Origin of the sequence: Planococcus faecalis (assembly GCF_002009235.1) — a bacterium.
GTDB lineage: Bacteria > Bacillota > Bacilli > Bacillales_A > Planococcaceae > Planococcus > Planococcus kocurii.
This window is the reverse complement of record NZ_CP019401.1, coordinates 849523-875188: the sequence shown is the minus strand read 5'-3', so window position 1 is coordinate 875188 and position 25666 is coordinate 849523. Positions and strand designations below refer to the sequence as shown.

Genomic DNA, 25666 nt, shown 5'->3' with positions numbered 1-25666 from the left:
TAGTAAGTTGAATTGAAGCAATGGTCATTGAGAGTTGGAGTAACCCAGCGGAATATCCACAGGCTAAAATGATTCATTTAACTTATAAATCTGATGAGAAAAAGGAGAGATTAATATGGTTGAAAAAGAAAACGTACGCTTAACTTCTTTATCTACAAAAGGCGGTTGAGGCTGCAAAATTGGTCCTGAGGACCTGGCGCAGGTTCTGCGCCACTTACCGAAAAATGTAGACGATCCAAACTTGCTGGTCGGCTTGGAAACAGCTGATGATGCGGGAGTTTATAAAATTAATGACGAAACTGCATTGGTTCAAACTTTAGATTTCTTTACTCCGATTGTCGATGACGCTTATATGTTTGGTCAGATTGGTGCAGCTAATGCCTTAAGCGACGTTTACGCTATGGGTGGCAAACCCTTAACAGTTATGAATATTGTAGCTTTCCCAATCAATACTTTAGACAAAAGTATTTTAGCTGATATTTTGGCTGGTGCTTCTGACAAAGTGAAGGAATCTGGCGCTGTTTTAGTTGGTGGTCATTCAATTGATGATCAAGAACCTAAATTTGGACTTTCCGTTACAGGAACAATCCACCCCGATCGGATCCGCTCTAACGCTGGTGCGAAACCGGGTGATCGTCTAATTTTGACCAAACCTATTGGCGTCGGTATTTTGACTACTGCCATCAAGCAAGGAACTTTGGATCAAAAATCTTTGGATGAAGTTATGAATGTAATGGCTACGTTAAACAAAACTGCAGCAGAAGTGATGGAAAATTTCACCGTTAATGCCTGCACCGATGTCACTGGATTTGGCCTGCTTGGTCACACAATGGAAATCGCTAAAGGCGGCAATGTTGGCGTGACCGTAACTAACCGAGATGTTCCTGTTCTGGCTCGCGCTAGAGAACTTGCCGAACAAGACGTCATTCCAGGCGGAACTCGTAAAAATCGTAAATGGCTTGCTGATGACATCGATTATGCTGAAAACATTAGTGAAATCGATCAATTGATTCTGTGCGACGCGGTCACTTCAGGAGGCTTGCTGATTTCAGTTCCTGAAGCAGATGCGGATGCATTACAAAATGAGTTAGTAAAAAATAAAGTTCAATCCGCTATCATTGGTCATGTAACAAGTGAACATGCTGGACGTATTCGTGTTATTTAAAGGTCAGGCACAACTTATTTAAGCTTTTTACAAGGACTCTGCTTGAGTCCTTGTTTTACTGTTAACTCAATGCCCAAATTCAAAAAGAGGTGATTTTATTGAAAAAATGGATTGGTACGATTTCTGCACTTTTTCTTGTGTTATTCCTGTCTGCCTGTAGCAATGAGTCAGCTGAAAATGACAGCTCCTCAGATGAACAAGAACCCTTTACAATAGGCGTCATTCCTGCTCAAACAGAAGGTGAAATGGAAGTCGCGATGGAAAAATTACAAGCCCTTCTAAGTAAAGAACTGGATCGCAAAGTTGAGATTGAAGTTTATCCCGATTATAACGGCGTAGTAGAATCGATGAACTACGACCAGATTGATATGGCTTATCTTGGACCATTGACTTATGTAATCGCTGAAGCGAACAGCAATGCAGAAGCCATCATTACCCAACTGGTCGAAGGCGAACCTTTCTATCATTCCTATGTCATCACTCATAAAGACAATCCAGCAACGTCTCTAGATGAACTATTAAAAACTCCTGGTGAAGTTCAATTTGCTTTTGGTGATCCCAATTCTACTTCCGGGTCATTAATTCCTTCTATTGAATTACAAGATCGAGGCGTCTATGAGTCCGAACAAGAAAACCAATTTAAAAATGTTCGTTTTACTGGATCACACGACGCTACTGCCTTAGCCGTTCAAAACAAACAAGTTGATGCAGGTGCTATTGATAGCGCTATTTACAATCAATTAATAGAATCGGGCAAAATCGATGCGGACCAATTAAAAATCGTTTGGGAATCTGAGCCGTTGTTCCAATACCCATGGGCTGTTCTTGAAAGTACAGATGATGGAACGATCGCAAAATTACGGAAAGCATTTTTGGCGATTGAAGATCCTGAGATCCTGGACGCGTTTGGCGCAACCGGTTTTACAGAAGCTACGAATGCCGATTATGAAAGCATTAAACAAGCCGCTATAAAGCAAGGAATCATTGAAGAATAGAGTTGATTAGCTTGTGGTTTAAAAAAAGAAATTTCATTACACTCATAATTGTTCTCGTACTCGTTTATTTCAGCATGCGCATTACAGAATTCGATCTGTCCAAGTTTAAAGATTTTCGCAATATGATCGATTTTCTGTCTCAATGGTGGCCAATGGACTTTTCTAAGCTTCCAGGTATGGTAGAAGATACGTTTGAAACATTGGCAATGGCCTTTCTTGGCAGTGTTTTTGGTTTATTGATTGCTTTGCCAATCAGCTTTATGGCGGCACGCAATACAGCGCCTTCTAAGTCGCTCTTCCATATCACACGTGTGGCACTTAGTTTTGTGCGATCGATTCCGGAAATTGTTTTCGGTCTTATCTTATTAACAACACTTGGCCTCGGACCTTTTCCAGCCGTTATTGCCATCATGTTCCATAACGTGGGGGTTTTCGGGAAACTGGTTTCTGAATTAATTGAAGCAGCAGATCCTGGTCCCCAAGAAGCCATGCGAGCGGTTGGTGCAAAAAGATGGCTGGCGAATCTGTTCAGCATTCTGCCACAAATTTGGCCAAACGTATTGTCGCAGTTTTTTTATCGTTTTGAAGTAGCTATACGGACATCGCTTATCTTGGGCTTTATCGGTGGTGGTGGAATCGGACAACGGTTATTCAATGATTTTAAAACCTTTCAATACGCTTCTGTTTCACTAGACGTATTGATTATCATGATTATGGTCATCGCTATCGATTTTTTGGCCAGTACGGTTCGAAATCGTGTAATTTAAAGGAGTGGCGATATGATTCAAGTGAAAAATCTATCTGTACAGTATCCAGATATGAAAGCAAAAGCATTGACTGATATCAGCTTGTCTCTTAAAAAAGGCGATTTCGTCTGTGTACTAGGGAAAAGTGGTGCTGGAAAATCGACTTTTATTCGTTGTCTGAATGGATTACAAAAACCAACTAGTGGAGAAATTTACTTTGATGATCAAGATATCTCTATCCATAGTGAAGAAAAATTGCGCAAAGTACGACGAGAAACGGGGATGATTTTCCAGCATTTCAGCCTCGTTCCTCGTCTGAGTGTCATTCAAAATGTATTGACCGGCATGTTTGGTTATCGTTCTTCTTTCAAAAATCTGATTGGCTGGTTTTCTGCTGATGAGTTAGCTTTCGCCAAACAAGTTATTGCAGATGTTGGCTTGTCCGATATGACTTATCGAAAAGTTGAACAACTGAGCGGTGGTCAAAAACAACGGGTAGGTATCGCGCGTGCCCTCGCCCAACAGCCAAAAGTTTTGCTTGGAGACGAACCTGTTGCTAGTCTAGATCCTGGCACCTCTAATCACATCTTCACGTTACTGACAGAAATGCATGAACGTTTAGACTTACTGACGATTATCAATGTTCATGACATCGAATTGGCAAAGCGCTACGCTAGTCGCATTCTTGCTTTAAAAGATGGTAAGCTTATTTTTGATGGGCTGCCGGCAGACTTCACGGATTCCCAATATCATGAAACCTATACGTCTAATCCACAAACCGCATTTTTCGATGCAGGAATTTAAATTCAAGGAGATGATTCGGATGATTAAGAGCCCTTGAGCAGTCGATCAATCCAGGGTCGTGTACGACTCTACTCACCCCGAAATTGTTACGAGCACTCGTTTGCAAAGCAAAAAATCTGTGATCTTAACATTTGATGACGGTCCAAGCAAACGACTGCCACAACTACTAGATATTTTAAAACAGCACGATGTGCAAGCGATGTTCTTCTGGCAATCGCATCTGCTTTATCCTGCAAGACCATGGCAACGCTTGTTGGACGATGGGCATGTTCTTGGTACGCATTCAATGAAACACCGGAACTTGATACAACTGTCTTATGAAAAACAGTATCAAGATATCCACAATAGTATATTGCATATCGAAAAAACAACTGGAACACCCGTTGTTTTTTTCCGGCCTCCATACGGTAACTACAATGCCGATACGTTACGAGCAGCAAAAGCACTGGGCTTAACGACGGTCATGTGGCGAATCGCTTCGATGGACTGGGAATTAAAAGAAGATCCCCAACAAATTATTCGATATATCACTGAAAATCTTGAAGATGGTGCTATCATCCTGTTACATGAATTAGAGCAAACTATCACTATTTTACCTCAGTTAATTCATGCGATTAAACAGCAAGGATATAGCTTTTCTTTGGTAGATACTAACGACTAAAAAGCAGCACCGAAAAATCGGTGCTGCTTTTTTAGTCAGTAGTTTCGTGCAAGGTAACGCTTTCGATAAAATGAATATAGCGTCTTAGTTCTTTTGCCTGCTCTCTTGTAATATCTCCAGATGCATACATTTTATAAATTTCCGCTCGTCCCATATCCATGACAATGACGCGCAGTTCTTCTTTTTGCAATTCATATTTTTCATCGTACAACGCTTCAGGTTTTTTTAATCTACTGACCATTTGTCTATAATCTGAAACGACCGCTTCCATAATTTCTTTCGGTTCGTATTTTTTTGCATATGCTTCAATCCCAGAGAGAGCCGCTTGCAAAGCCTGCAGTTGAACTTCTCGTCCTTCCTGAAATTCGACCAGCCGTATTTCCTCTTCTCTCGCATTTTGCCCCCTGAAACGCCTCCATGCCCGAATCAGCTTCCCCTGTAAATAGAGCATCGTCGAACGCGTATTGTTGGCAATGACTTCTTCGCGACGATCTAGTGACTTTTCAAAAGCATCATGTAATTCTGAATCCAACTCCTTTTTACGATAAAGTGATTGGATGTATTTACGTTCAAGTCGCAGCGCCTTTAATCGGAGTTCTCGCATTTTTCGCTGGTACTTTTTATTGGCTTGCGTTGCAGCATCTTCTTCCGTTTGAATCTGACGGAAACGTAATTTATATTCTTCCATCAATTCATAAGCACCTGCTTCGTTTTCTTCCGTAATTTCAGATTTTATTTTTTTAATCGAAGTTAGTAAAATTCGTCTCTGTGCTTCTTCTAAATCTATCTTTAAGGATTGCTCACCATCTGCCAATTGTCCTTTACTGAGCATCGGTAAAACAATCGTTGCAACAATCAACGTAAAAAGAATGGTTCCTGCTGCTAAGAAAAGAATAAGCGACCGGTTTGGAAAAGCCTCTCCATTCTCCATCAGAAAAGGCAGTGACAGAACTCCGACCATAGTTACGGTTCCACGAACTCCTGTTAAACTAACATACAAAGTTAACTTCAAGCTGGGCTTGGCCGCTTCTTTCATTTTGCCAAAATGATATTCATAAATGGAAAACAGGTATGCCCAGACAAAACGAATGCCGAGAATCATCGTACCAATTGCGAACACATAGGAAAATATGAGCAACAAACTGGCGTTAGGATTTTCCAAAACACCGCGCATCGAAATCGGGATATTCAACCCAAGCAGTAAAAAAACTATGCCATTTAATATAAAAAGAATGATTTTCCAAATGTTTTCTGTTGATACTTGTTCTTCTGCAATAAACGTTTCGGTCTGTTCTCTAACGAGAGAATGTACGATTCCTGCGACCACAACCGCTATAACTCCCGATGCGTGGAGAATATCTTCTGTAACGATGAATATTAAAAACGGTGTCATAATTTGTAATAAGGTGTGGAATGTGACGTCGTTAATGCCTTGCTTTCGCAATATTAATCGGATTCCGATAACTGATAACCCTAATAGCAAACCCAACAATCCACCTGCCAGAAATTTATACGAAAAATCCAAAACTGCTTCTGATAGTGAAAAATAGCCGGTAACCACAGCCGCTACGGCATAATTAAATGCGACTAAACCCGATGCGTCATTTATCAATGATTCGCCTCTCACCAGACTCAATACTTTTTGTGGAATCCGAATACGCTGCGCGATGCCATTAACTGCGACTGGATCTGTCGGAGATAGGATTGCAGCTAATGCGAATGCAGCAGCCAGCGGAATCTCATCTATTAGCCAGTGGATAAAATAGCCACCTAACACCGTTGTTAATAGTACGAGAATGATTGCATTTCCTAGAATGGGTCCTTTCATTCGCCATAATTCTTCACGTGGAAAGTGGCTGCCGTCATTAAACAATAAGGGAGCGATAAATAACAGTAAAAACCATTCTGTTTCAATATCGAAAGAGATATCTTGGTAAACAAGCACCAAAATAATTCCTAGAGCCACTTGGATTAGCGCGGTCGGGATAAACGGAATGTAATGGCTCACTACATTCGAAATCAATAGACAAATCAACAAAAGAAAAATAGTAAGCAACAAGTCCATAGCTTTTCTCCATTCTATTCCGGGTATGAGTCATCTATGTATACCCAAAACAGTCTACACTCTACGCTTTTTATTTAAGATGTCTTTTTGAATTCTACTATTATTTAACGCGAGTTTTTTGTAAAGATTCGGGTATACTGCTTTTAACCCAGATTAGGAGGTACTGCGATGTTTTACTTGAGCTTAGCCATCACCATCGCATTTATGATTGTTCATATCTCTACAAATTACATTAAATTTCTTGATCGAAAGCCAAAAGACAGACTTATGTCGTTTGTATCCGGTGGTTCAATTGCTTATGTCTTTCTCCACCTCGTTCCTGAATTGACCCATTACCAAGAAGTCGCTGAAGATGCTCAATTACCGCTGTGGCTTGAGTCACTTGACTACTCCACTTATTTGTTAACGCTCCTGGGTATTGCGTTTTTCTACGGCATCAATCAACTCAATGAGAAATCCAAAGCAAAAAATGAAAGAGAAGAAAACCTCTCTCAACCAAGCAGGTTCGTCTTCGCTCTTGAAATTTTCGGATTTGCATTATATAACGTGCTAATTGGCTATTTGCTTACTGATTTAAGTGGCGAACGAATTTCGGATTATCTTATTTACTTTGTCGTCTTTTCTTTTCATTTTATCGCCAACAATCGTGTACTCCATTTAACACACGAAGACTTGTATACGAATATTGGTCGTTGGGTATTGGCCATTTCCGTATTACTTGGTTGGTTGCTTTATCATGTTACAGAAACTAACGAATTGACTATTGCCTTCTTTTCAGCGTTTCTGACAGGGGGAATCATCTTAAATATTTTAGATGACGAATTGCCGGCAGAGAAAAATAGTAGCTATCCTTCTTTTATCGCAGGGCTTATCTTTATCACTGTGCTGCTCCAAATCATTCTTTGAGTAAGGTGGTGTCAATGTGCGGATTTCCTGTATGGATAGCCTGCTTACTTCACTCATTCTTTCGATTATCTTGACTATTTTGGTGAATTTACTGTTTTTTTAGCTCATCTTCAGTCTATATAAGTTGCTATTCAACTACTATCACCTAAAGAGCCTTTGCTGAACCTGTTTAGTCTTCAAACCTAAAAAGCCATGCCATGCAAAAAAAGCCAGTCAGAATTCATAGATTCTGACTGGCTTTTTTAGTTTAAAATCATTGTTATGCAAACCCTAAAAGTTTCATAATACTTAAAATCAAGATACCTACTACTCCAAAGTCAGAGTCACCAAATGTCGTTCCAGAAAATCCGATATCTCCCAGTAATACTAGTAGGATAGCGGGAATGAAACTGATGATTAAGCCGTTAGCAAATGCACCGAGCATCGCACCGCGTCTACCACCTGTAATATTTCCGAAGACACCAGCTGCTGCTCCAGTGAAGAAGTGAGGAACTAGTCCTGGAACAATGACACTCAACCCAAGAACCGGAAGAACGAACATCGCTAATAATCCTGCAAAAAAGCTGAATAAAAACCCAATAATTACAGCATTTGGAGCAAACGGAAAAATAATTGGCACATCAAGTGCTGGCTTTGTGTTCGGTACTAGCTTGTCGGCAATTCCTTGGAAAGCAGGAACGATTTCAGCAATTAGCATTCTTACTCCTGCAAGGATAATGTAAACACCCGCTGCAAAGGTAATTGCTTGAATGAATGAAAATACTAAGAAATTTGAACCGTTCGAGAGTGTTGTTTCAATAAACTCTTGACCTGCAAATAAAGCAACCACAATAAAGAACAATGTCATTGTCAAAGAAACTGCTACAGAAGTATCTCTTAGAAACCCTAACGATTGAGGAACTTTAATGTCCTCAGTGGTTTTTTCTTTATTACCAAACCATTTCCCAACATTGGCAGAAACGAAATAACCAATTGATCCAAAATGACCTACAGCAAAATCGTCACTTCCTGTAATTTGACGCACATATGGTTGCAAAAGTGCTGGGAAAAGCACCATACATAGACCAAGAATAATTGAACCAACCAAAATTAATGGAGCTCCTGCAAGTCCGCCGACTGATAAAGTCACTGCTAGTAGACATGCCATGAACAAGGTATGATGACCCGTAAGGAATATATATTTAAACGGTGTGATACGTGCCAAGAGAATATTGAAAAGCATTCCGAAAACCATGATCAATGCTGTTGAAGTTCCATACTCACTTTGTGCAGCAGCAACAATCGCTTCATTATTTGGAATGACGCCCTGGACATTAAACGCATAATCAAACATTTTCCCGAATATATCCAGAGAGCCAATCAGCACTGCAGCTCCAGCACCAATAATTACAAAGCCCATTACTGTTTTTAACGTTCCAGAAACTACATCGGCGCTATTTTTCTTCTGAAGTAATAACCCGATAAGTGCAAATAACCCAATCAAAATAGCTGGCGTTCCCAGTATATCGTTCATAATTATTTGTAACACAGCATTTCCTCCTTTGGCGTCAGTTTTATCCTAAATGCGGCTCTAGTTTCGATTTAATTTCTGGAATGCTCATCATGTTTTCCAAATTGACGATAGTTCGACTGCCATTATCTAACTGACTCATAATATCTGCTGCCCCAATAAAGATGTCCGCTTGTTCTGATTTAGCAGAAGTTAGATCTGTGTGACCTACTTCTGCTGTTTTGCCTAATTCTTTTAATGCCTTCTTAACATTCAATTCCATAATAAAACTGCTTCCTAATCCGTTTCCGCACACTACCATGATTTTCATTCTGTTTCCTCCTTGGAATAGTTATGGATGATCTCCAAAAGTTGATTTTTATTTGTTGCTCCCAACATTTGTTGGATATTTTCAGGTTCATTCAATAAATTTGTCAACTGAATTAATGCCCGAAGATGCGAATCGCTGTCAGCTGCTGCTAAAATGATAATTAATCGAACAGGTTTGTCCGGTGAAAAATCCACCGCTTGGTCAAGTTTTAATAGGCTCATTGATAAAGAACGAACCCCCTCTTCCGGTCGAGCATGTGGGATTGCAACTAACGGCGTAATAACGACATAAGGTCCATTTTCCTCGATAGACTCTATCATGGCTGTTACATAGCGATCTTCGATTGTCCCTAATTCTACAAGTGGCCTAGCAGCCACTTCGATTGCCTCTTGCCACGTGGCAATCACTGGTTCTAATTGAAGCGTTTGCTCATTTAATAGTTCGGCTAACACAGGCTTTTCCGCCTCCTTTACTGTATATGTGTGAGTTGCACTTTTTTGTGTCTGTAGCGATACTTGGAGTTCTTTCTCTAGTTGTTTTGCATCATGAATCGTGGCGTATTTAGAAATGATTTTCATCATACCTGCAACATCGGCTTCTGGAACCGCATAGCCGTAAAGTTCTTGCATGACTTGCTTACTCAACCTTTGTTTGTCGCGATCTTCTAAAATAGGCGGCACTATAAACAATGTCTCATTCGTCCTCATATAGACCGATGAAAAAACCAAATCGTAAGGGAGCGGATAGTCAGCTGTATCTCGAACAGATAATACATCCAAGAATAAGATAGTTGGAAACAATTCTCGCAACGTGTAGTTAAGGATGTTGCTGACACCTGTACCGTGTGGACAAACGACAATTGCTTTTTTTCGATCATCTAAACGCGTGCCTTGTCTTTGAAGCCAGCCCCCAAAATAAATTGTAAAATAGGCTACTTCAGCTTCTGGAATGCAAAGACCTAATTTTTCCTCGAGTACTTTCAAGGATTTGATTGTCAAATGATGAAGTTCCGGATAGATTTTGCGTATCCGTTCGCTCATCGGATTGACATGAGGAATCCCATACTTGATTCGGTAAAAAGCTGGTTTAAAATGCACATACAATTGTTCACATAGCTGATCTTTTTCGTGAAGGTGAACAAACGTTAGTCGTTCGAATTCTTCAATGACTTGCTGCAAGATCTCGTAAAAAACTTGATCTTCTTCTAAAGGAGAGCCGTCTTTTATACGGTTCATGCTGATGACATGCAAAGTTGCATATAATTTTTCCGTGTGGCTCCATTCCGAATAAAATGCAGCCGCTCCAACCATCTGTTCGATTAATGCGTATTCCTGTGTATCAATAAATGGCAACCAACTGGAATCTTCTTCTAGCTCTTCACCTTTTCCAATCAATTGATTTGTGGAAAAGAATAGATAAGCCAGTTCGTTTAGGCGATTATCTGTAAAAGTAGTGCCCAGTTGTTGTTCTATTCTTTCCAATTCTGAATGAATGGCATCGATGTGCTCTTCAAATCCTGTCCAAATGCATTCGATAATCAGCTGACTATTTGAACCACTTAATACTTCATGAATCAATTGTTCAATGACAAAGCGCTTGATTCGACTATTGCCAGTAATGATGTACCCCGCTTGTTTAGAATACTGAATTGTCAAATCCATTTGCTTAGCCATCTTTTTAAGACGTTGAAGATCTGTCAAAACCGTATTTCGTGAAACGCCGGCGACCGATTGAAAATGATAAAGAGATAAAGGCTCTAAACTGAGCAAAATTAACAAGTAAAAAATTTGTTGGCGATCTTTCTCTGAAAATACATAACTTCGTTTTGTCAGTTGGATATTGATTTCTTCTTTAATTGCATCTGGTAAAAAATAGCCGGTATCTCGCTTATACTGAACGGGTTTATAATGATTAGATTGAAGCCAATCGTTGACCTTGTTTAAACTATACTGAATTTGTCTGCGTGTCAGTCCCGTTTGGTCTTCAATCGCACTCATCGAAGGAATTGATGAATGTTGTAGGAGCTTTAGTAAAGTTGCACTTCTTTCATCTAAAAACATCCTTTAATCCTCCCTTACTTTAACAATAGTCTATGTATTCACTAAAAAACATCTTTTCTCAGTCCCATTATTGTTCTTACCGTTGCACAGCACTGTGCTGTACTACAGAAAAATTATAACGTAAAAAACCGTCTATGAAATCACAATTGATTTCATAGACGGTTTTTAAATTTCTGCTAGCCCTTTTTTTTCAATACGGCTTCTAAAACCTCTGGATAATTGGTGAATATCCCTGTTACCCCCCAGTCAATCAAGCGTTCCATGTCGGCACGTTCATTGACTGTATAAGGATGAATCAGTAGCCCGTGATGTCGTACTTGCTCTACATAAGAGCGGTCAATTTTCGTATGGCTCATGCCTACTCCAATCGCATATTCTTTAATATGTTCAAGCTCAAGATCCGAAATAACTGCAGGTTTTGAATAAGAAATCAATTGAACTAGTGGAATTTCTGGCTTCAAGTCATGCATAGTTAACAAGCTTTCCTGACTAAAGGATTGCACCAGAACTTTACTTGACTGTGCATTTTGTCCAGTCAACTTATGCTTTTCTAATATCCGCACAAGTTCCTGCTCCATTCCTGGATAAACGCTGGGTGCCTTCGTTTCGATATAATACCGGGAGCCTTTGCCGAACGTTTCTATCACTTCTTCAAGAGTCGATACTTGCAATCCTTCAAACTCAGGTTGAGCTTTTTCAGGGTAAGCTCTGTTAAACCAGGAACCTGCATCTAATTTTTTGATTTCTGCAAGCGTCATGTCTTTAACATAACCAGAACCATCCGTTGTCCGATTTACTTTTTCGTCATGCATCGCAATCAGAACGCCATCTTTTGTCATCTGTAAATCCACTTCTATGTAATCAGCCTGCATCCCTTCACCTAATTTATAGGCAGCCAACGTATGTTCAGGTGCATGTCCAGAGGCTCCGCGGTGTGCAATAGACAAAAATCGATTGGAATTAAATTCAGCTTCTTTCGACTTTCCCTTTGCTCCTATTGAGTTGACTGACACCACTGTACTCATTAGTAATAAGACCAATAAGCTAAACGAAATTTTCTTCAATTGCTTCATCTCCTACTTTTTATTTGGTTTGGCAGTAAGACACTGACATATTTTTTCTGACGCTTCTTAAATACCATTCTCCCTTAACTATACTTAAAAAGCTTCCGAATTGGGCACAATCACATTAACTTAATAGAATTTTCACAACTAGTTTACAGTGGTCGAATTCTTCCTCGATTGATTTGTTCAGCTTTCGTACCTTCATAGCAACAGAACATTACTTGCTTCTCTTTGTATAATTTATTCAACTTGTTTAATTTTTTGAAATTCCTTTTTAATCGCGATTCATTTATACTGGAAAGACATTCGTTTTTTTCAATTTCAGATTTTTAAAATTTTGAACTGATTATTACTTGGAGGAGCGTACCGTATGTCCCGTCAGTCCTACCGAAAGGACAAAAATCAATTGGTTTATACACAACAACACCTAGCTAATGAACGTACCTACCTAGCCTGGATTCGTACGGTTATTTCAATTGTCGGCGTTGGTTTTCTGGCGACGAGTTTGCATTTTACTATGGGTGTCATACGTAATACATTTGTTGATACGTTTACTATTGCACTCGGTATTTTCGCCTGTATTTTTGGCCTCATCGTTATTTTTTCAGCAACACAAAATTATAAGAAAAAACGCCAACAACTCATTGATGAAACCTTTACTCCCTCAAACATGCACATCACTTTAATTTCTTCTATGCTAGCGATCATGATCATCATGGTCATTGTTTACTTTTTTATGATCATGTAACATTCTGCTTCCCGAAATACTTGCAGCAAAGGAGCACACCCGATGGATCCATTTGACATTCTTGAAAATTTACATAAGGTAAAACCTGCTTTCCAGCCTATCATTAGCGCCGTTAAACATACTGTCATCGGCTATGAAGTTTTGGGTCGCTTCCAAGTTGAAGATACTTGGATGAGTTTAGGCAGTTTCTTTCACGACGATGATGTACCTGACGAGTACAAAGTAGAAGTCGATCAGCACCTATTGGCATTAGCAATCACTCAAATGCTTGAAGCTAGAAATGATGGCCTGTTATTTATAAACCGTAATGCCAGACAACTGCTGATTAATAGCGGGGAAGATTTTCTAGAAACTCTTCAAAACTTTGCGGAAAAAGGATTTTCCATGGAGCGAATTGTCCTGGAAATTACGGAATATGATTTTGAAGAAGATTTTGATACGCTCCAGCATTTATTGTTTTACTACAAAACCTATGGCATTCAGATAGCGGTTGACCATGTGGGAGCAAAAAGCTCTAATATTGATCGAATTCGTCAATTGCGTCCTCATATTTTAAAAATCGATACCGGCTTTGTTCGAAATGCCAATCCAGAAGTATTCCAAGATGTTATCCAAACCCTCTCTGTACTTGCACGTCGAATTGGTGCCAAGCTTTCTTATGAAAACATTGAAGACAATTACCAATTGTATTTCGCCTGGAAACATGGTGGTCATTATTACCAAGGATTTTATTTGGCCAATCCTGAAGTTGAACTTCCGATGAACAATAGCATTCAGATGAACGTAGGAGAAAAAATTACTGAGTTTGTTCAACGAGAAAAATCGCTAATAGAAAAACGCTATACCTTTACGCTAGGTTTTGAAGAGAAGGTGAAAAAATCGCTATCCAAATGGCATGGTCCAGCAACAGCAGATCTTTTTATCAAAGCTGTTGCTGAAGCCTTTAAAGAAGAAAGCTTTCGCTTGTACATTTGCAATAGCGATGGCCGACAAGTATCTTCCAACTTCAGAAAATATGGTGACGAATGGGTGCTAGAAAAAGATCAACTTGGTTCACATTGGGCTTTTCGTCCTTATTTCCTTGAAAATACGATGCAAATGAAAAGTTGGCATAAAGGAATTTTGTCGGACGTTTATTCGGATATTGAAACTGGTAAAATGATTCGTACATTTAGTTTTCCTTTATCGCACGAATGCTATTTGTTTATCGACATTAGCAACGACTTTATCTCCGAAATTGATTATCTCTTGTTTCGATAATTCCTGTTAACAAAAACGAATTAGCTTTTAAATTAGCTTAGAGACGCAAAAAAGACTCTCCAGTGACCGGAGAGTCTTTTTTAAATTGGGTTTTTCATGAAGTTATCGTCTTTTCTGAAATTCCCCATGACTTCCATCGTTTCGCTAATGCTCACGAATGCCTGTGGATCAATTTTCTTTATCAATGGTCTAACAAATGCTAATTCGTGACGGCTAATCACACTATAAAGAACTTTTACTTTAGTTGCTGAATATGCACCTTCACCGTCCACTACCGTAATCCCTCGATATAAATTATCGAGCAGCTCTTTTTTTACTGCATCTCCTTGATTGGTCACGACCATTAAGCTCAGTTTAATATGACGCGTGTGAACACGATCAAGTACTAGACCCGAGATATAGATAGAAGCCATTGTGTACATCGCCAATTCCCATGAAAAAATAAAGCCCGATACAAAAACGACGACACTATTAAGTCCAAAAACGAGTGCACCTAATGGAATATCGCGTTTTCTCGACAACAACAAGCCAATCACGTCAAATCCGCCAGTCGAACTATAAAAGCGAATAATGATTCCAATGGCTGCTCCTGCAATTACCCCCCCGAAAACAGTAGAAAGTAGTGCATCCTCTGTCAATTTAACAACAGGAATATACAACATCGAAACCGAAGTCACGACAACAGAAAACAGACTGTTTGCGATAAACGTCTTGCCGAGCTTCATCCAGCCCATAACAAGAATCGGGATGTTCAAAATGATCATCCAAAGCCCCGCGTTCAAAGGGGTTACCAATCCTAGCATCATCGCAATACCCGTTACTCCGCCTGCTAATACTTCATGCGGCAGTAAGAACATATTAAACGCAAATCCAAGAACAATCGAAGAAACAAAAATCAGTAATAATCTCGTCCATTTATTCATAACTAAACTCCAATCCTAAGGTGACCCTTAGTCATTCTATTTTGTTCACTCCACAAAAAAAGGGCGTGCATCTGCACGTCACCTTAAGACTATTTATCGGAATGTATTTTTTTACTTTTCAATAAAAACTACGACAATGCGAATAAATTGTTCTTTTTTATAGTGAACCAATGTTTCATATTATAGTAGCTTTCGGTACAAGAATGCAAGCCTTTGTTCTTTTGTTCACGGACTGTCCGCAAATAGAAAAAAAGAGCCAGAATAAATTCATCCTGACTCCTTATATGGCTATTCCTCTTTTTCCAATTGTCGAATTGCTTTTTTCAGTTTTTCTTTTTCTTCTCCCGTAATTTTCGGGTACTGCGGGTCTATCCGCTGCAATGCTTCGACCATCACTTCCGAAACGATGTAACGCGAATACCACTCATCATCAGCAGGAAGAGCATACCAAGGCGCATATTCTGTTGATGTATTAGTTAGTAAATTTTCAAAAATTCCTTGATAGCCATCCCAATGCTCACGTTCTTTTACGTCATTAAATGAAAACTCCCAGTTTTTTTCTGGATTTTTCATACGTTCAAGCAATCGACGACGCTGTTCATCATAAGACATATTAAAAAAGAATTTTACTACTGGAAAGCCGTTTTCCACCATATAGCGCTCAAAGTCATTGATTTGACGATAGCGGGCATTCCAAATATTTTCGTCAATCAATTCGTCTGGAAGTGGTGTCTCTTCAAGCAAGTTATGAACTCTTGGGGCAATCACTTCTTCATAATAAGAACGATTTAAAATGCCAATCTGTCCTCTTGCTGGCATTCCTTCACGAAAACGCCACAAATAATCATGAGCAAGCTCTGTTTCAGTTGGCTTTTTAAACGAAGTTGTCTTTAGCCCTTGAGCTGTTAAATTCGAAAAAATATAGGTGATCGCTTCATCTTTTCCCGCGGCATCCATCGCTTGAAGGACAACAACAATCCCTTTCTCTTCCTGAGCATGGAGTTTCATATGCAGCTCTTTAAGCTTTTTGATACTTTTAGGAATCAACTCGTCTTTCAGCTGTGTTTCACTGAATTTGTTTTCATCAGTCGTTGGGTAATCGGAAAGCTTTATTTTCTCATCTTTTTTAACTGTGTATTTATCGGTATTCATAGTCATCCTCCCACATGCTTGTTCAGTACTGTAGTAAATCTACTGATCTCTGTTTCTATACCCTTCATCTGAATAAATCTAACAGCAAAAAAAAATCGCAATCCTTTATAGGGATTACGATTTTTAAACTTAGTTAACTTGTTTCACCTTCAACCGAAATTTGCCAATCGATTCCAAATTTATCCGTTAAAGTTCCAAACAGGGGACTCCAGAATGTTTTGTGTAACTCCATAGAAATGGTACCTTCTTCAGCTAGTTTATGGAAAACGGTTCGTGCTTCTTCCATGTCATTAAAAAATAACGTAAGTGCCATATTTGTGCCATGTCGAAATGCTGTCCCCATCTCCGGCACCACATCTGAGATCATTAATAGATCTCCATTTTCCAAATCGACTTGTGCGTTCATTATCATATCTCTTGCCGCTTCGGGCACACCTTCCATGTCTCCTTCATTTGCCTCACCGTATGTCAGGATTCCTGCTATTTTCCCGCCCAATGCATCTGTGTAAAAATGTGTCGCTTCCTGACCTTTACCTTCAAAATATAAATAGGGAAATAGTTTGGTAATCACACTGATTCTACTTCTAAAAGATGTACTTACATATCGATTGAATTTAATTCTTTTGCTCTAAAACTTGATAATAATTCGTGAAGAGTCGCCTTTTGCTAACAGATCAAAACCTTTATTGATGTCATCTAGTGTAATAAAATCGGTAATCAGTTTATCGACAGGTAACCGGTCTTTCTGAAACAAATCCATGTAACGTGGAATATCGCGGCTCGGTACACAGCTGCCCACATAGGACCCTTTGAGTGTTCGTTCTTCCGCAGTTAACGAGACGTACGGAAAAGAAAATTGATTTTCCGGATGAGGTAACCCGGTCGTGACCGTAGTTCCCCCACGCTTCGTGATGCCATAAGCGACATCCATAGCAGGTACCACTCCCGCAGTTTCAAAAGCATAGTCCAAACCGCCACCTGTCACTTTACGAATTTGTTCAACAACGTCCGCATCCTTTGAATTGAAGACATCTGTTGCGCCCAACTCTTTTGCTTGCTTTAGTTTGGTTTCATTGATGTCCACTGCTACTATGCGACTCGCTCCTGCAGCTATTGCTCCGAGTAATGCACTGAGTCCAACACCCCCAAGTCCAACTACGGCAACGGTACTGCCCAGTTTGATACTTGCCGTATTAACGACGGCTCCAACACCGGTAATGACCGCACAGCCAAACAAGGCTGCTTTTTCAAACGGAATTTCTTTATTTACTTTGACGACTGAGTTCCTAGATACTACGGCATATTCCGAAAAAGCGGATACTCCTAAGTGATGATTGATGATTTCCGTTTCTGTGTGAAGTCGATTTCCGCCACCTAATAAGGTTCCTGCCTTATTTGCTGCAGCACCTGGTTCACACAAGGCAGGACGTCCTTCTCGGCATGGACCACAATGTCCACAGCTTGGTACAAACACACAAGCAACGTGATCGCCAAGCTCTAAGTCGATTACATCTTCGCCTATTTCTACAACGACACCCGCTGCTTCGTGACCAAGAGCCATTGGCACAGGACGTGGCCGACTGCCGTTCATTACTGACAAATCAGAATGACATAAACTGGCTGCCTTTATTTGAATCAGTACTTCTCCCTTTTGCGGCGGATCTAATTCTAAGGTTTCAATTTTAATCGGTTGGCTTTTTTCGTAAGGGGTTTCAGCTCCAATTTCTCTTAATACTGCTGACTTTATTTTCATATACTCACCCGTTTCTCTTGTATTTTCAACACTCACAATTCAGTACGAATTAATTTCACTTCGGTCATTTCTTTAATTGCCAAGATAACTTCATCTTTAAGCACAGCCTTAGCATCAACGCTCTTGTCCGAACCATTGATAGGATGATCGCCTGCACCTTCGTTGATATAGACCTTTTTTGATGTCAAGACATTACCTAGGTGTATAACTCGTTTCATATCGCTTGTGAATACGACTGCTCGTGAGCAGCAGTTGGATTCATTAATAGGATTAATTATTTCTTTTTCAGCACTAAACGGAATAATCGTAATGACTGGAGCAAATCGATCGGTACTACGTTGCTTTATATTAATCGATACATCACTAATAATAGTAGGTTCCATGAAAGCCTCTTTACGGTATCCACCTGCTGATAAAGTTGCGCCTTGTTCAAGCATTTCTCTTACCCATGTTGCTACTCTTTCAGCTGCTTGTTCAGTAATCATCGGTCCGACATCAATTGTCTCGTCTAGAGGATTTACTATTTTAAGTGATTTTACTTTTTGAGTAAGCTTTTCAAGAAAAACTAAATAAATTTCTCTTTCTACATAAATTTGCTGAACTGATGTATAGCTTGCGTCTGCGTGTGTAATGCCCCCAATTACTGCAGCGTAAACTGCTGTGTCCAAATTAGCATCTCTAAAAACAATATGCAGTGTCTTGTAATCATGTGAGAGAATGACTTTTTTCCGTATGGTCGTTCCGTCTGTTTTCAAGTTGTAATTGTCAGTAAAGATCGCATATTTAGTTTTAGGGTGGGTTGTTATTATTCTCGCTAGGTTCTCGTCAGTCCCCATAACAATATTCATTACCCCTTTGGGCAATCCGGATTTTTCAAATAGACGGTAGAGCAAAGAAAAAGAAAGTACGGCTTTTTCTGATGGTTGCAAGATGACTGTATTGCCCGCTGCAATCGCTGAAGCAAGTTGTTCGATCAATAAATTAAATGGCAAGTTAATCGACGTAAAGACGCCTACTACCCCAAGAGAAATACGCTTTGTCATACCCATCTGAGTCAATTTTTCACTTGTACGAGTTAGTGGCATTCTTTCCTCGTAGATTGTTTTTGCACCTTCTGAAGCGTAACGTAACACAGCTATAGCGTGTGCCACTTCTAAACGGGTGGTCTTTAACGGCTTGACTGTTTCTAAAGACAAGAAATACGCAAGTTGATCGATTTCGCTTTCTATTCGATTAGCTGTTTTCCTTAGTATTTCTGATCGTTTCTGAGCCGGCATTTTCTTCATGATTTTTGTGTATACACGATGCGAACAAATAACTGCCTGAGTTGCATCTTCTGTTGTCGCACATGAAAAATTTCCGATTACTTTATGAGTATAAGGATCGTTCACGCTAATTTCTCTAAGACCTGCTTTAATGACTTTGTTCCCTTCAATAATCGAACCGAAACGGCACGTCCCAATTTCAAGCATGTTGGATTCTCCTCCTTTCAATTGGACAATCCTCTTTTACTGTAAATGCAACTGTTTGTTTACATGTTGTTACTTAATATAGTATTCTCTTTTCTATTATTGTCAATATTCCGTCAATAAAGATTGAAGTAATAACACACTTACTCTTTTTTTCTTTAGTTAGTCAAAAAAAGAATTTCTTCACGAAATATCCGTGAAAAAATCCTTTTGAGTGGGTATAACTTAATTAGACTGCCTTGAGATTGGCGAAACGTTGTTGTCGGTCATCAAATAGTCATGGCAATTCATTAGAACGTCTTTAAGCGAATCTGAGAGTCGAGGAGCATCGTAAGCACAAACAGAAATGGCTTTAAGCTGTGGTACAAGTTGCTCAATTGCTTGTTCATATTCTTTAATATCGCTAATGATTTCTGTTTCATCACGCCACTCGATATGTCCCCAAGTACGAAAGCTCAAATCTTTTTCGAGAAAAGGATTGATGATTCGAGAAAAATAATCTAAAATCGTTGGCGGATGAAAATTTCCATTCTTCCAATAAAACGTAAAGCTATTAATATAATGTACATTTTCTAATTGTTCTTTAGATAGAAGTTTCTCTAGATGTGTCAATATCTTTGGGTAAAGACGTTCATTTTCAACAAGTAGAATTTGGTCTCCTTGCTCAATACCGTCCATAACAAAGGAAACAGCATTATCAATGTAACGCTCCAGTTCTTCCACATAATAAAAAACGTGATCGCCTTTAGATAATTGAAATTTGTCCTGAACACTTACGATTTCTTTTCCCAAATGTTTTTTCCCCTTTAACGAGCAAGTTAATGAATATTCAAACCGTCTTTTTCACTATATCTAGTATATATAAAAATAGGAGTAAAAGATACTGCACAGCCTTTCCATTCTAAGTCTTTCGTAGGGATAGATGGGCGATAAGAGCTTAGCACTAGCCAAGTTAGCGTTAGTATTGGATATAATAAAGCTAGGTGTTCTCAACTAGAGCAGGGAGGTCAAGTATGTGAAAAAGATCATTCGGCAATTAGGATTGGACGATTTGCATTATTTAAAAGAAATGGAGACCGGTATAGAAGATGATTATATTCTTCGTGTCTACAGCAGAATTTCTAGCGGTTCTAGTCGTTTGTATGGTTTGTTTGTAGACGACCGTCTTGCAAGTATCGGTGGCTATACGATTTTTGCCAAGCAATACATTATGCTTGGCAGAATGCGCAGTGATTTACGCTTCCGCGGAAAAAATTTGTCCACACAATTAATGTCTTATATTATGGAGCAAGCCTTCTCGCTTCCTGCTATCCAATGGATCGGTGCAAATACGCAGCAAGAAAACACATCCGCCAGACGTGTTATGGATAAGCTCGGTCTTGCCGAAGTATCCACACTTTACAGCGCTATTTCCATTGACGCATCTTCACTTGAGACTGGTGGTGCTATTTGGAAAAGCCTAACAACGCTTTCCCAAAAACAGGCGTGGGTCGATCAATTGTATATTCAGACAGGTGCTGTTTTTCCTTATGAATGCTACTATACGTTTCCAGCTTCTGAAGAGTTGTTTGCCGATGCTAAATTAGCACAATGGTCTTTTTTTGAAAACCCTCAGAAAGACCGTGTGCTCATAGCGAAAAAGGATTACAAACGAGATTATTATCTTCACATCGTCTACCCATGGGATGATTTAATGGAACAAGCCGGATTATGGGAAACTGTTTCACTGGCTCAGCGCGAGTTAAGTGAAACAGTAAAAGCAAAAGCTTTGCTGTGGATCGACTTGTCGCCTTCTCAAGTCAGTGCATTACCAACCCATCACATGTTTAACTTGCCTTCTCCATGGCTATTGTATGGTGTTAATCGCTAATTCGTAATTTACCTAAAAAAGTAAGCTCTCTTTTGAATGTTCAAAAGAGAGCTTACTTTTTTAGTTATCAAACACGAGATCTTAAACATTTTCTGTCAATTCGTTTTCATTATCCATTCGCTGCTGTCTTAACTTTAAATTTTTCACTTCTTCTTTTGTCAAAAATTGAACTTTATACCCAACTAGACCCATAATAATGCCGATAACTGGAACTGTATAATTGAGCACCGCATAAGGAGCATAGGCAAATGGATGAACGGCCAAAGTTGCTAGAATAAATACCCCACATGTATTCCATGGAACAAAAGGGGACGTTAAAGTTCCTCCATCTTCGAGCGCACGTGAAAGGTTCTTTGAATGCAATCCTTTATCTTGATAAGCTGTCGCATACATTCTTCCAGGAATTAGAATCGAAATATACTGCTCTGATGCCGTTGCGTTCGTGAAAAAAGCAGAAACGATTGTCGCTGCGATTAAACTACCAGCTGATTTTGCGACCTTCAAAATTTGTGTAACGATTGCTTTTAGCATACCTGTTTGTTCAAGTATCCCGCCAAGAACCATCGCGAAAATGGTTAAGGAGACAGTGAACATCATTGAAGCGATCCCACCGCGGTTAAACAATTCATCAACCATTTCGTTACCAGAAGCAATGGCAAAGCCGTCATGCAGCGTGTTAACTGCATCCCCAACATTGCCTCCTTGTACAAAAATCTGGCACATAAAACCAAGGAATACACCCACGACTAAAGCTGGCAATGCTGGTACTTTTAGTGCGACTAATCCGATAATCGTTGCAGGTACTAATAACAACCAAGGTGAAATCAAAAAGTTACTGTCTAGCGCGGTTAAAATTCCTTGAATATTTTCTTGGTCAATCGCCGATCCAGCAAATTGGCGACCGAGGAAAAAGTAAACGATTAAAGCAATGACTAGTCCAGGAACTGTCGTATACAGCATATGCTTGATATGTTCAAATAAATTTGTATTCGTAATACCAGCTGCAAGATTCGTAGTGTCTGACAGTGGCGACATCTTGTCACCAAAATAAGAACCTGAAATAACAGCTCCGGCTACCATTGCCGCTGGAATTCCCATGCTAAGACCAATTCCCATACCGGCTACACCAATTGTTCCCATTGTCGACCACGAACTACCAATAGCGAGTGCAACAATTCCACAGATCATACAAATGGTCATCAAAAACAATGAAGGCGTAATAATTTGTAAGCCGTAATAAATCATCGTTGCAATAATACCGCCACCAATCCACGAAGCGATTATCATCCCAACAACAATAATAATCAAAATAGCTGGAAGCGCTAAACGAATTCCTTTGTACGCTCCTTCTTCGATTGTTTCCCATTTGTAACCGAGACGCCAAGCAATCAATGCCGCCACAATAGCGCCTATAGCTAGAGGTACATGTGGACTTCCTTCAAAAACAATAATAGTAATTGCCATTACCGAAATCATGACAATCAATGGAATAAGTGCTAATGCAAATGGTATTTTAATCTCTTGTTGCTGTGTTTTCATTGTATGTATCCCCTTACATTTAAAGTATGACTTCATATTACAGCAAAATTTCAAATAATCTATATTTTTTTTTGCGTAATTGGTCTATAAAATCATTTATTTTAACAAAAGATTTCGGTAATCCTATATAGACAGCACAAAAACAGTTATTTTTTTGAAAAATAACTGTTTGCTTATAGAAAACATAGTAGAAAATCGCGTTGGTGATTTATTTATATCTACTAATTGAGTGGGTCCCCCCACCGCTCAATCGATTCTACTGTTGTATTTACATCTCTTTTTTTAAAGCCAAGTAAATTTCCGCTTCAAAAAATTTGCGACGGTGATCAGCTGATTTTCGTTTAGACAATGTACCGTTATCAAAAACACGACCACAGAAATAAAATGGAGCTTCCTCATTGTCTATAATCTGCCATGTGCCATGGAGAGCCTGCTGACTGCCAAAATCCACGAAAAATTTTTGTCCGTTAGGCAACACAGGATACTTACATTCTGCTTTAGCTGATGTATTTCCATTAAATTTATCCACAGTCATCGCTCCTTTATACGAACTAACTTCTTGTTCCTTTATTTCCTAGATACCCACAGCTTATTTACTCAAACTTTTGCCATGTTTTCGCAGGACTTTAAAGTGGTATTTATAAAGAACTGTATCATTTTGCAAAAAAAAATTTTGATTTGCAAAATAGACTAATTTATTTGGAGGTCTGTCATGAAATTTCCCGAGTATTGGATTTACCTGTTACTGTCTATTTCGAAGCTGTTTTTGTTTAGCGTGTATGCAGGGACTAATTTCTCTTTCAGTTTCTTTGTTCTTAATCTTGCTTCGATAGTGGTGTTGTCTAGTTGGACTTTGTTACTAAGTAGCAAAAAAAGACGATGGATTTTATTGCTATTGCTGTTTTTACATAGCACTCTTCTCATTTCAGATCTTTGGTACTATCGTTATTTTGATGATTTGCTATCTGTCGTGCTAATCGCAGACCTTACACAGATGAGTGATGTTGGCGGTGGATTTCTGACTTTAATCGAAATGAAAGATTTCCTCTTTTTTGCTGACTTGCTAATTTTTTCTATTGTTCTCTTTGCTACTCGCAACACACAAGAAAAAGTAACACTGGAGAGAAAAAGGATAGTAGCAGGTGGTGGCTTTGCGCTTGGACTTGCGTTGTTTGTGATTCCTATCGTGATTAGCTACTCTAACGAAGAACAATGGCTTGTAGATGAACCGATTTCGAATATGCGTGAATATTACCAGCTTGGATTTTGGGGCTATCACGGGTTAGATTTTGCCCAAGGTATTGGCTCTTTTTTTAAAGACACGAATGTAACTGCTGAAGAAGAGTCACAGATTCGCCAATTGCATCCCAACCACTCTTCAACTAATCCCGATTTTGAAAAACCAAATGTGATCGTTGTTCAATTAGAGTCTTTTCAAACATCCGTCATTGAACAGCAAGTGAATGGCCAAGAACTAACCCCTCACTTAAATGCGTTAAAAGAAGAAGCATACTTTTTCTCATCGTTTTATCATCAAACGCATGAAGGTCGGACATCGGATGCTGAATTTATTACATTAACGTCTCTATACCCGTTAAAATCCGGTTCAGTTTATACGCAATACGCCGACCACGAATTTGATGGCTTACCCGAACTGCTTAGAAATGCAGGATATGACACAGCAGCTATGCATGCGTTTGAAAAAGATTTCTGGAATCGTGATGATTTTTACAAGAATATCGGTTTTAACCATTTCTTCAGCCAAACAGATTTCCCCGACAATCAGGATATCGGCATGGCTTTGAATGATGAAGACTTTTTCACTTCTTCTATCGATTTCGCTGAACAGTTAAAAGAGCCTTATTTTGCTTTTTTAGTCGCATTATCGAGTCATACACCCTATGAAATACCCGAAGAACTAGAGCAATTAGAGTTATCCGGTTACGAAGATCCCCTGTTAAAAGGCTATTACGAAACAATTCATTATGTTGATGGCGCTGTAGGCGTGATGATCGAAGAACTAAAGAAAAGGGACATGTGGGATGATTCACTCATCGTGTTCTATGGTGATCATGATAGTGGATTGACTCAGGCCACTAGTGAAATGGCACAAAAACTCGATGCCAAAACGAAGGTGGAATTATTTGAACTTGATCGACAAGTTCCACTGTTTATTAAAGCACCAAACATGACCCGTGGAGAAACGTTTACTAATAACGGTGGTCAAATTGATATTGCTCCGACTATCCTTGACTTAGTCGGAATTGAGTCGTCTTATATGCTGGGACAGTCGCTATTAAGCGATACTAGCAATTTGACGCTGTTCCGTGACGGTGCTTTTCGTTATGAAAAATTTTATTTTGAGCCTGATTTGACTGTAGCTGCTGGAAGCGGCACTTGTTATGAAACAGATTCGGGCGAAAAAGTTGAAGTTAAGCAGTGTAGCGAGCAGATTGACTCTGTCACTGAAAAGCTACGGTTATCTGATTTGATTATCCAAAAAAATGCGTTACAAAAAATAGAAGAGAGCAAAAGTGACAAAAAATAGACTGCGTATCAACTAACGGTGATTTCTCATAGAAAACGAAGAGACCAAAATTTCTTTTATTGAATTTTCACTATATGATGGAATTAGATAAACTCGAACTGCTCGTTTACAGAAAAGG

Annotated in this window: 23 protein-coding genes; 10 read left to right on the top strand and 13 right to left on the bottom strand. The window is 39.3% G+C overall.

Translation table 11 applies throughout. From position 1 onward, the window contains the following. The first annotated feature begins 115 nt into the window (after positions 1–115). From selD to AJGP001_RS04300, 5 genes are all read left to right on the top strand, one after another. Positions 116–1165 (top strand): selenide, water dikinase SelD, encoded by a 1050-nt coding sequence (gene selD, locus AJGP001_RS04320; RefSeq protein ID WP_078080199.1) that lies wholly within the window; start codon positions 116–118, stop codon positions 1163–1165. Positions 1166–1263: 98 nt separating this feature from the next. After that, positions 1264–2160, top strand: coding sequence for a phosphate/phosphite/phosphonate ABC transporter substrate-binding protein (phnD, locus tag AJGP001_RS04315; protein ID WP_078080198.1), 897 nt, complete (start codon positions 1264–1266; stop codon positions 2158–2160). Positions 2161–2171: 11 nt separating this feature from the next. Then, a complete protein-coding gene (gene phnE / locus AJGP001_RS04310; protein WP_058386951.1) occupies positions 2172–2927 on the top strand; it encodes a phosphonate ABC transporter, permease protein PhnE in 756 nt (251 codons plus the stop codon). Between the two features lie 12 nt (positions 2928–2939). Then, on the top strand, positions 2940–3710 hold the full coding sequence (gene phnC, locus AJGP001_RS04305; protein WP_078080197.1) for a phosphonate ABC transporter ATP-binding protein: 771 nt from the start codon (positions 2940–2942) through the stop codon (positions 3708–3710). Between the two features lie 100 nt (positions 3711–3810). Next, the gene (locus AJGP001_RS04300) at positions 3811–4371 is read left to right on the top strand and encodes a polysaccharide deacetylase family protein (RefSeq protein WP_245830233.1); all 561 of its coding nucleotides are present in this window, start codon (positions 3811–3813) and stop codon (positions 4369–4371) included. A gap of 31 nt (positions 4372–4402) precedes the next feature. Here the strand turns inward: AJGP001_RS04300 and AJGP001_RS04295 are convergent, their stop codons facing one another. Beyond that, positions 4403–6436, bottom strand: a complete 2034-nt coding sequence (locus tag AJGP001_RS04295) for a Na+/H+ antiporter (RefSeq protein WP_071153719.1) — start codon at positions 6434–6436, stop codon at positions 4403–4405. A gap of 168 nt (positions 6437–6604) precedes the next feature. Between AJGP001_RS04295 and AJGP001_RS04290 the strand changes: the two genes are divergently transcribed. Next, entirely contained in the window at positions 6605–7342 is a 738-nt protein-coding gene (locus AJGP001_RS04290; RefSeq protein ID WP_058386108.1) for a hypothetical protein, read from the top strand. Between the two features lie 259 nt (positions 7343–7601). Here AJGP001_RS04290 and AJGP001_RS04285 read toward each other — a convergent pair whose 3' ends face one another. The 4 genes from AJGP001_RS04285 to AJGP001_RS04270 form a co-directional block, all read right to left on the bottom strand. Further along, positions 7602–8870, bottom strand: a complete 1269-nt coding sequence (locus AJGP001_RS04285; RefSeq protein ID WP_078080196.1) for a PTS ascorbate transporter subunit IIC — start codon at positions 8868–8870, stop codon at positions 7602–7604. Positions 8871–8895: 25 nt separating this feature from the next. Beyond that, entirely contained in the window at positions 8896–9162 is a 267-nt protein-coding gene (locus AJGP001_RS04280; protein ID WP_071153720.1) for a PTS sugar transporter subunit IIB, read from the bottom strand. Next, complete coding sequence (locus tag AJGP001_RS04275; RefSeq protein WP_071153721.1) at positions 9159–11222, bottom strand: BglG family transcription antiterminator; 2064 nt, start codon at positions 11220–11222, stop codon at positions 9159–9161. Before AJGP001_RS04275 ends, AJGP001_RS04280 begins: the two co-directional genes overlap by 4 nt. Positions 11223–11398: 176 nt before the next feature. Next, positions 11399–12295 (bottom strand): glycerophosphodiester phosphodiesterase, encoded by an 897-nt coding sequence (locus AJGP001_RS04270; RefSeq protein WP_071153722.1) that lies wholly within the window; start codon positions 12293–12295, stop codon positions 11399–11401. A gap of 361 nt (positions 12296–12656) precedes the next feature. On the opposite strand from AJGP001_RS04270, the gene AJGP001_RS04265 reads away from it, so the two are divergent. Together AJGP001_RS04265 and AJGP001_RS04260 are read left to right on the top strand one after the other, a co-directional pair. Continuing rightward, entirely contained in the window at positions 12657–13034 is a 378-nt protein-coding gene (locus AJGP001_RS04265) for a YidH family protein (protein WP_071153723.1), read from the top strand. Positions 13035–13076: 42 nt separating this feature from the next. Then, positions 13077–14294, top strand: coding sequence for an EAL domain-containing protein (locus tag AJGP001_RS04260; protein ID WP_071153724.1), 1218 nt, complete (start codon positions 13077–13079; stop codon positions 14292–14294). Positions 14295–14374: 80 nt separating this feature from the next. Here AJGP001_RS04260 and AJGP001_RS04255 read toward each other — a convergent pair whose 3' ends face one another. The 6 genes from AJGP001_RS04255 to AJGP001_RS04230 all read right to left on the bottom strand — a co-directional run bounded on the left by AJGP001_RS04255 (position 14375) and on the right by AJGP001_RS04230 (position 20383). Beyond that, positions 14375–15217: a YitT family protein gene (locus tag AJGP001_RS04255; RefSeq protein ID WP_078080195.1), complete on the bottom strand. Its 843-nt coding sequence runs from the start codon at positions 15215–15217 to the stop codon at positions 14375–14377. Positions 15218–15505: 288 nt separating this feature from the next. Next, positions 15506–16369, bottom strand: a complete 864-nt coding sequence (locus AJGP001_RS04250; protein WP_071153725.1) for a PPK2 family polyphosphate kinase — start codon at positions 16367–16369, stop codon at positions 15506–15508. A 133-nt stretch (positions 16370–16502) separates the two neighbouring features. Then, positions 16503–16940 (bottom strand): VOC family protein, encoded by a 438-nt coding sequence (locus AJGP001_RS04245; protein ID WP_058386116.1) that lies wholly within the window; start codon positions 16938–16940, stop codon positions 16503–16505. A 57-nt stretch (positions 16941–16997) separates the two neighbouring features. After that, positions 16998–18122 carry a zinc-dependent alcohol dehydrogenase family protein gene (locus AJGP001_RS04240; protein WP_078080194.1) on the bottom strand — a complete coding sequence of 375 codons (1125 nt, stop codon included), beginning with the start codon at positions 18120–18122 and terminating at the stop codon, positions 16998–17000. Positions 18123–18154: 32 nt separating this feature from the next. After that, positions 18155–19594, bottom strand: coding sequence for an aldehyde dehydrogenase family protein (locus AJGP001_RS04235; protein WP_071153726.1), 1440 nt, complete (start codon positions 19592–19594; stop codon positions 18155–18157). A 222-nt stretch (positions 19595–19816) separates the two neighbouring features. Further along, positions 19817–20383, bottom strand: a complete 567-nt coding sequence (locus AJGP001_RS04230) for an MEDS domain-containing protein (RefSeq protein WP_071153727.1) — start codon at positions 20381–20383, stop codon at positions 19817–19819. A gap of 223 nt (positions 20384–20606) precedes the next feature. Here AJGP001_RS04230 and AJGP001_RS04225 point away from each other — a divergent pair, with 223 nt between their 5' ends. Then, entirely contained in the window at positions 20607–21461 is an 855-nt protein-coding gene (locus AJGP001_RS04225) for a GNAT family N-acetyltransferase (protein ID WP_058386120.1), read from the top strand. 81 nt (positions 21462–21542) lie between these two features. Here AJGP001_RS04225 and nhaC read toward each other — a convergent pair whose 3' ends face one another. Together nhaC and AJGP001_RS04215 are read right to left on the bottom strand one after the other, a co-directional pair. After that, positions 21543–23000 (bottom strand): Na+/H+ antiporter NhaC, encoded by a 1458-nt coding sequence (nhaC, locus tag AJGP001_RS04220; protein ID WP_078080193.1) that lies wholly within the window; start codon positions 22998–23000, stop codon positions 21543–21545. A 268-nt stretch (positions 23001–23268) separates the two neighbouring features. Beyond that, positions 23269–23535, bottom strand: coding sequence for a hypothetical protein (locus AJGP001_RS04215; protein WP_058386122.1), 267 nt, complete (start codon positions 23533–23535; stop codon positions 23269–23271). Between the two features lie 177 nt (positions 23536–23712). Between AJGP001_RS04215 and AJGP001_RS04210 the strand changes: the two genes are divergently transcribed. Further along, positions 23713–25548 carry an LTA synthase family protein gene (locus AJGP001_RS04210; RefSeq protein ID WP_071153728.1) on the top strand — a complete coding sequence of 612 codons (1836 nt, stop codon included), beginning with the start codon at positions 23713–23715 and terminating at the stop codon, positions 25546–25548. The last annotated feature ends 118 nt before the right edge of the window (positions 25549–25666 follow it).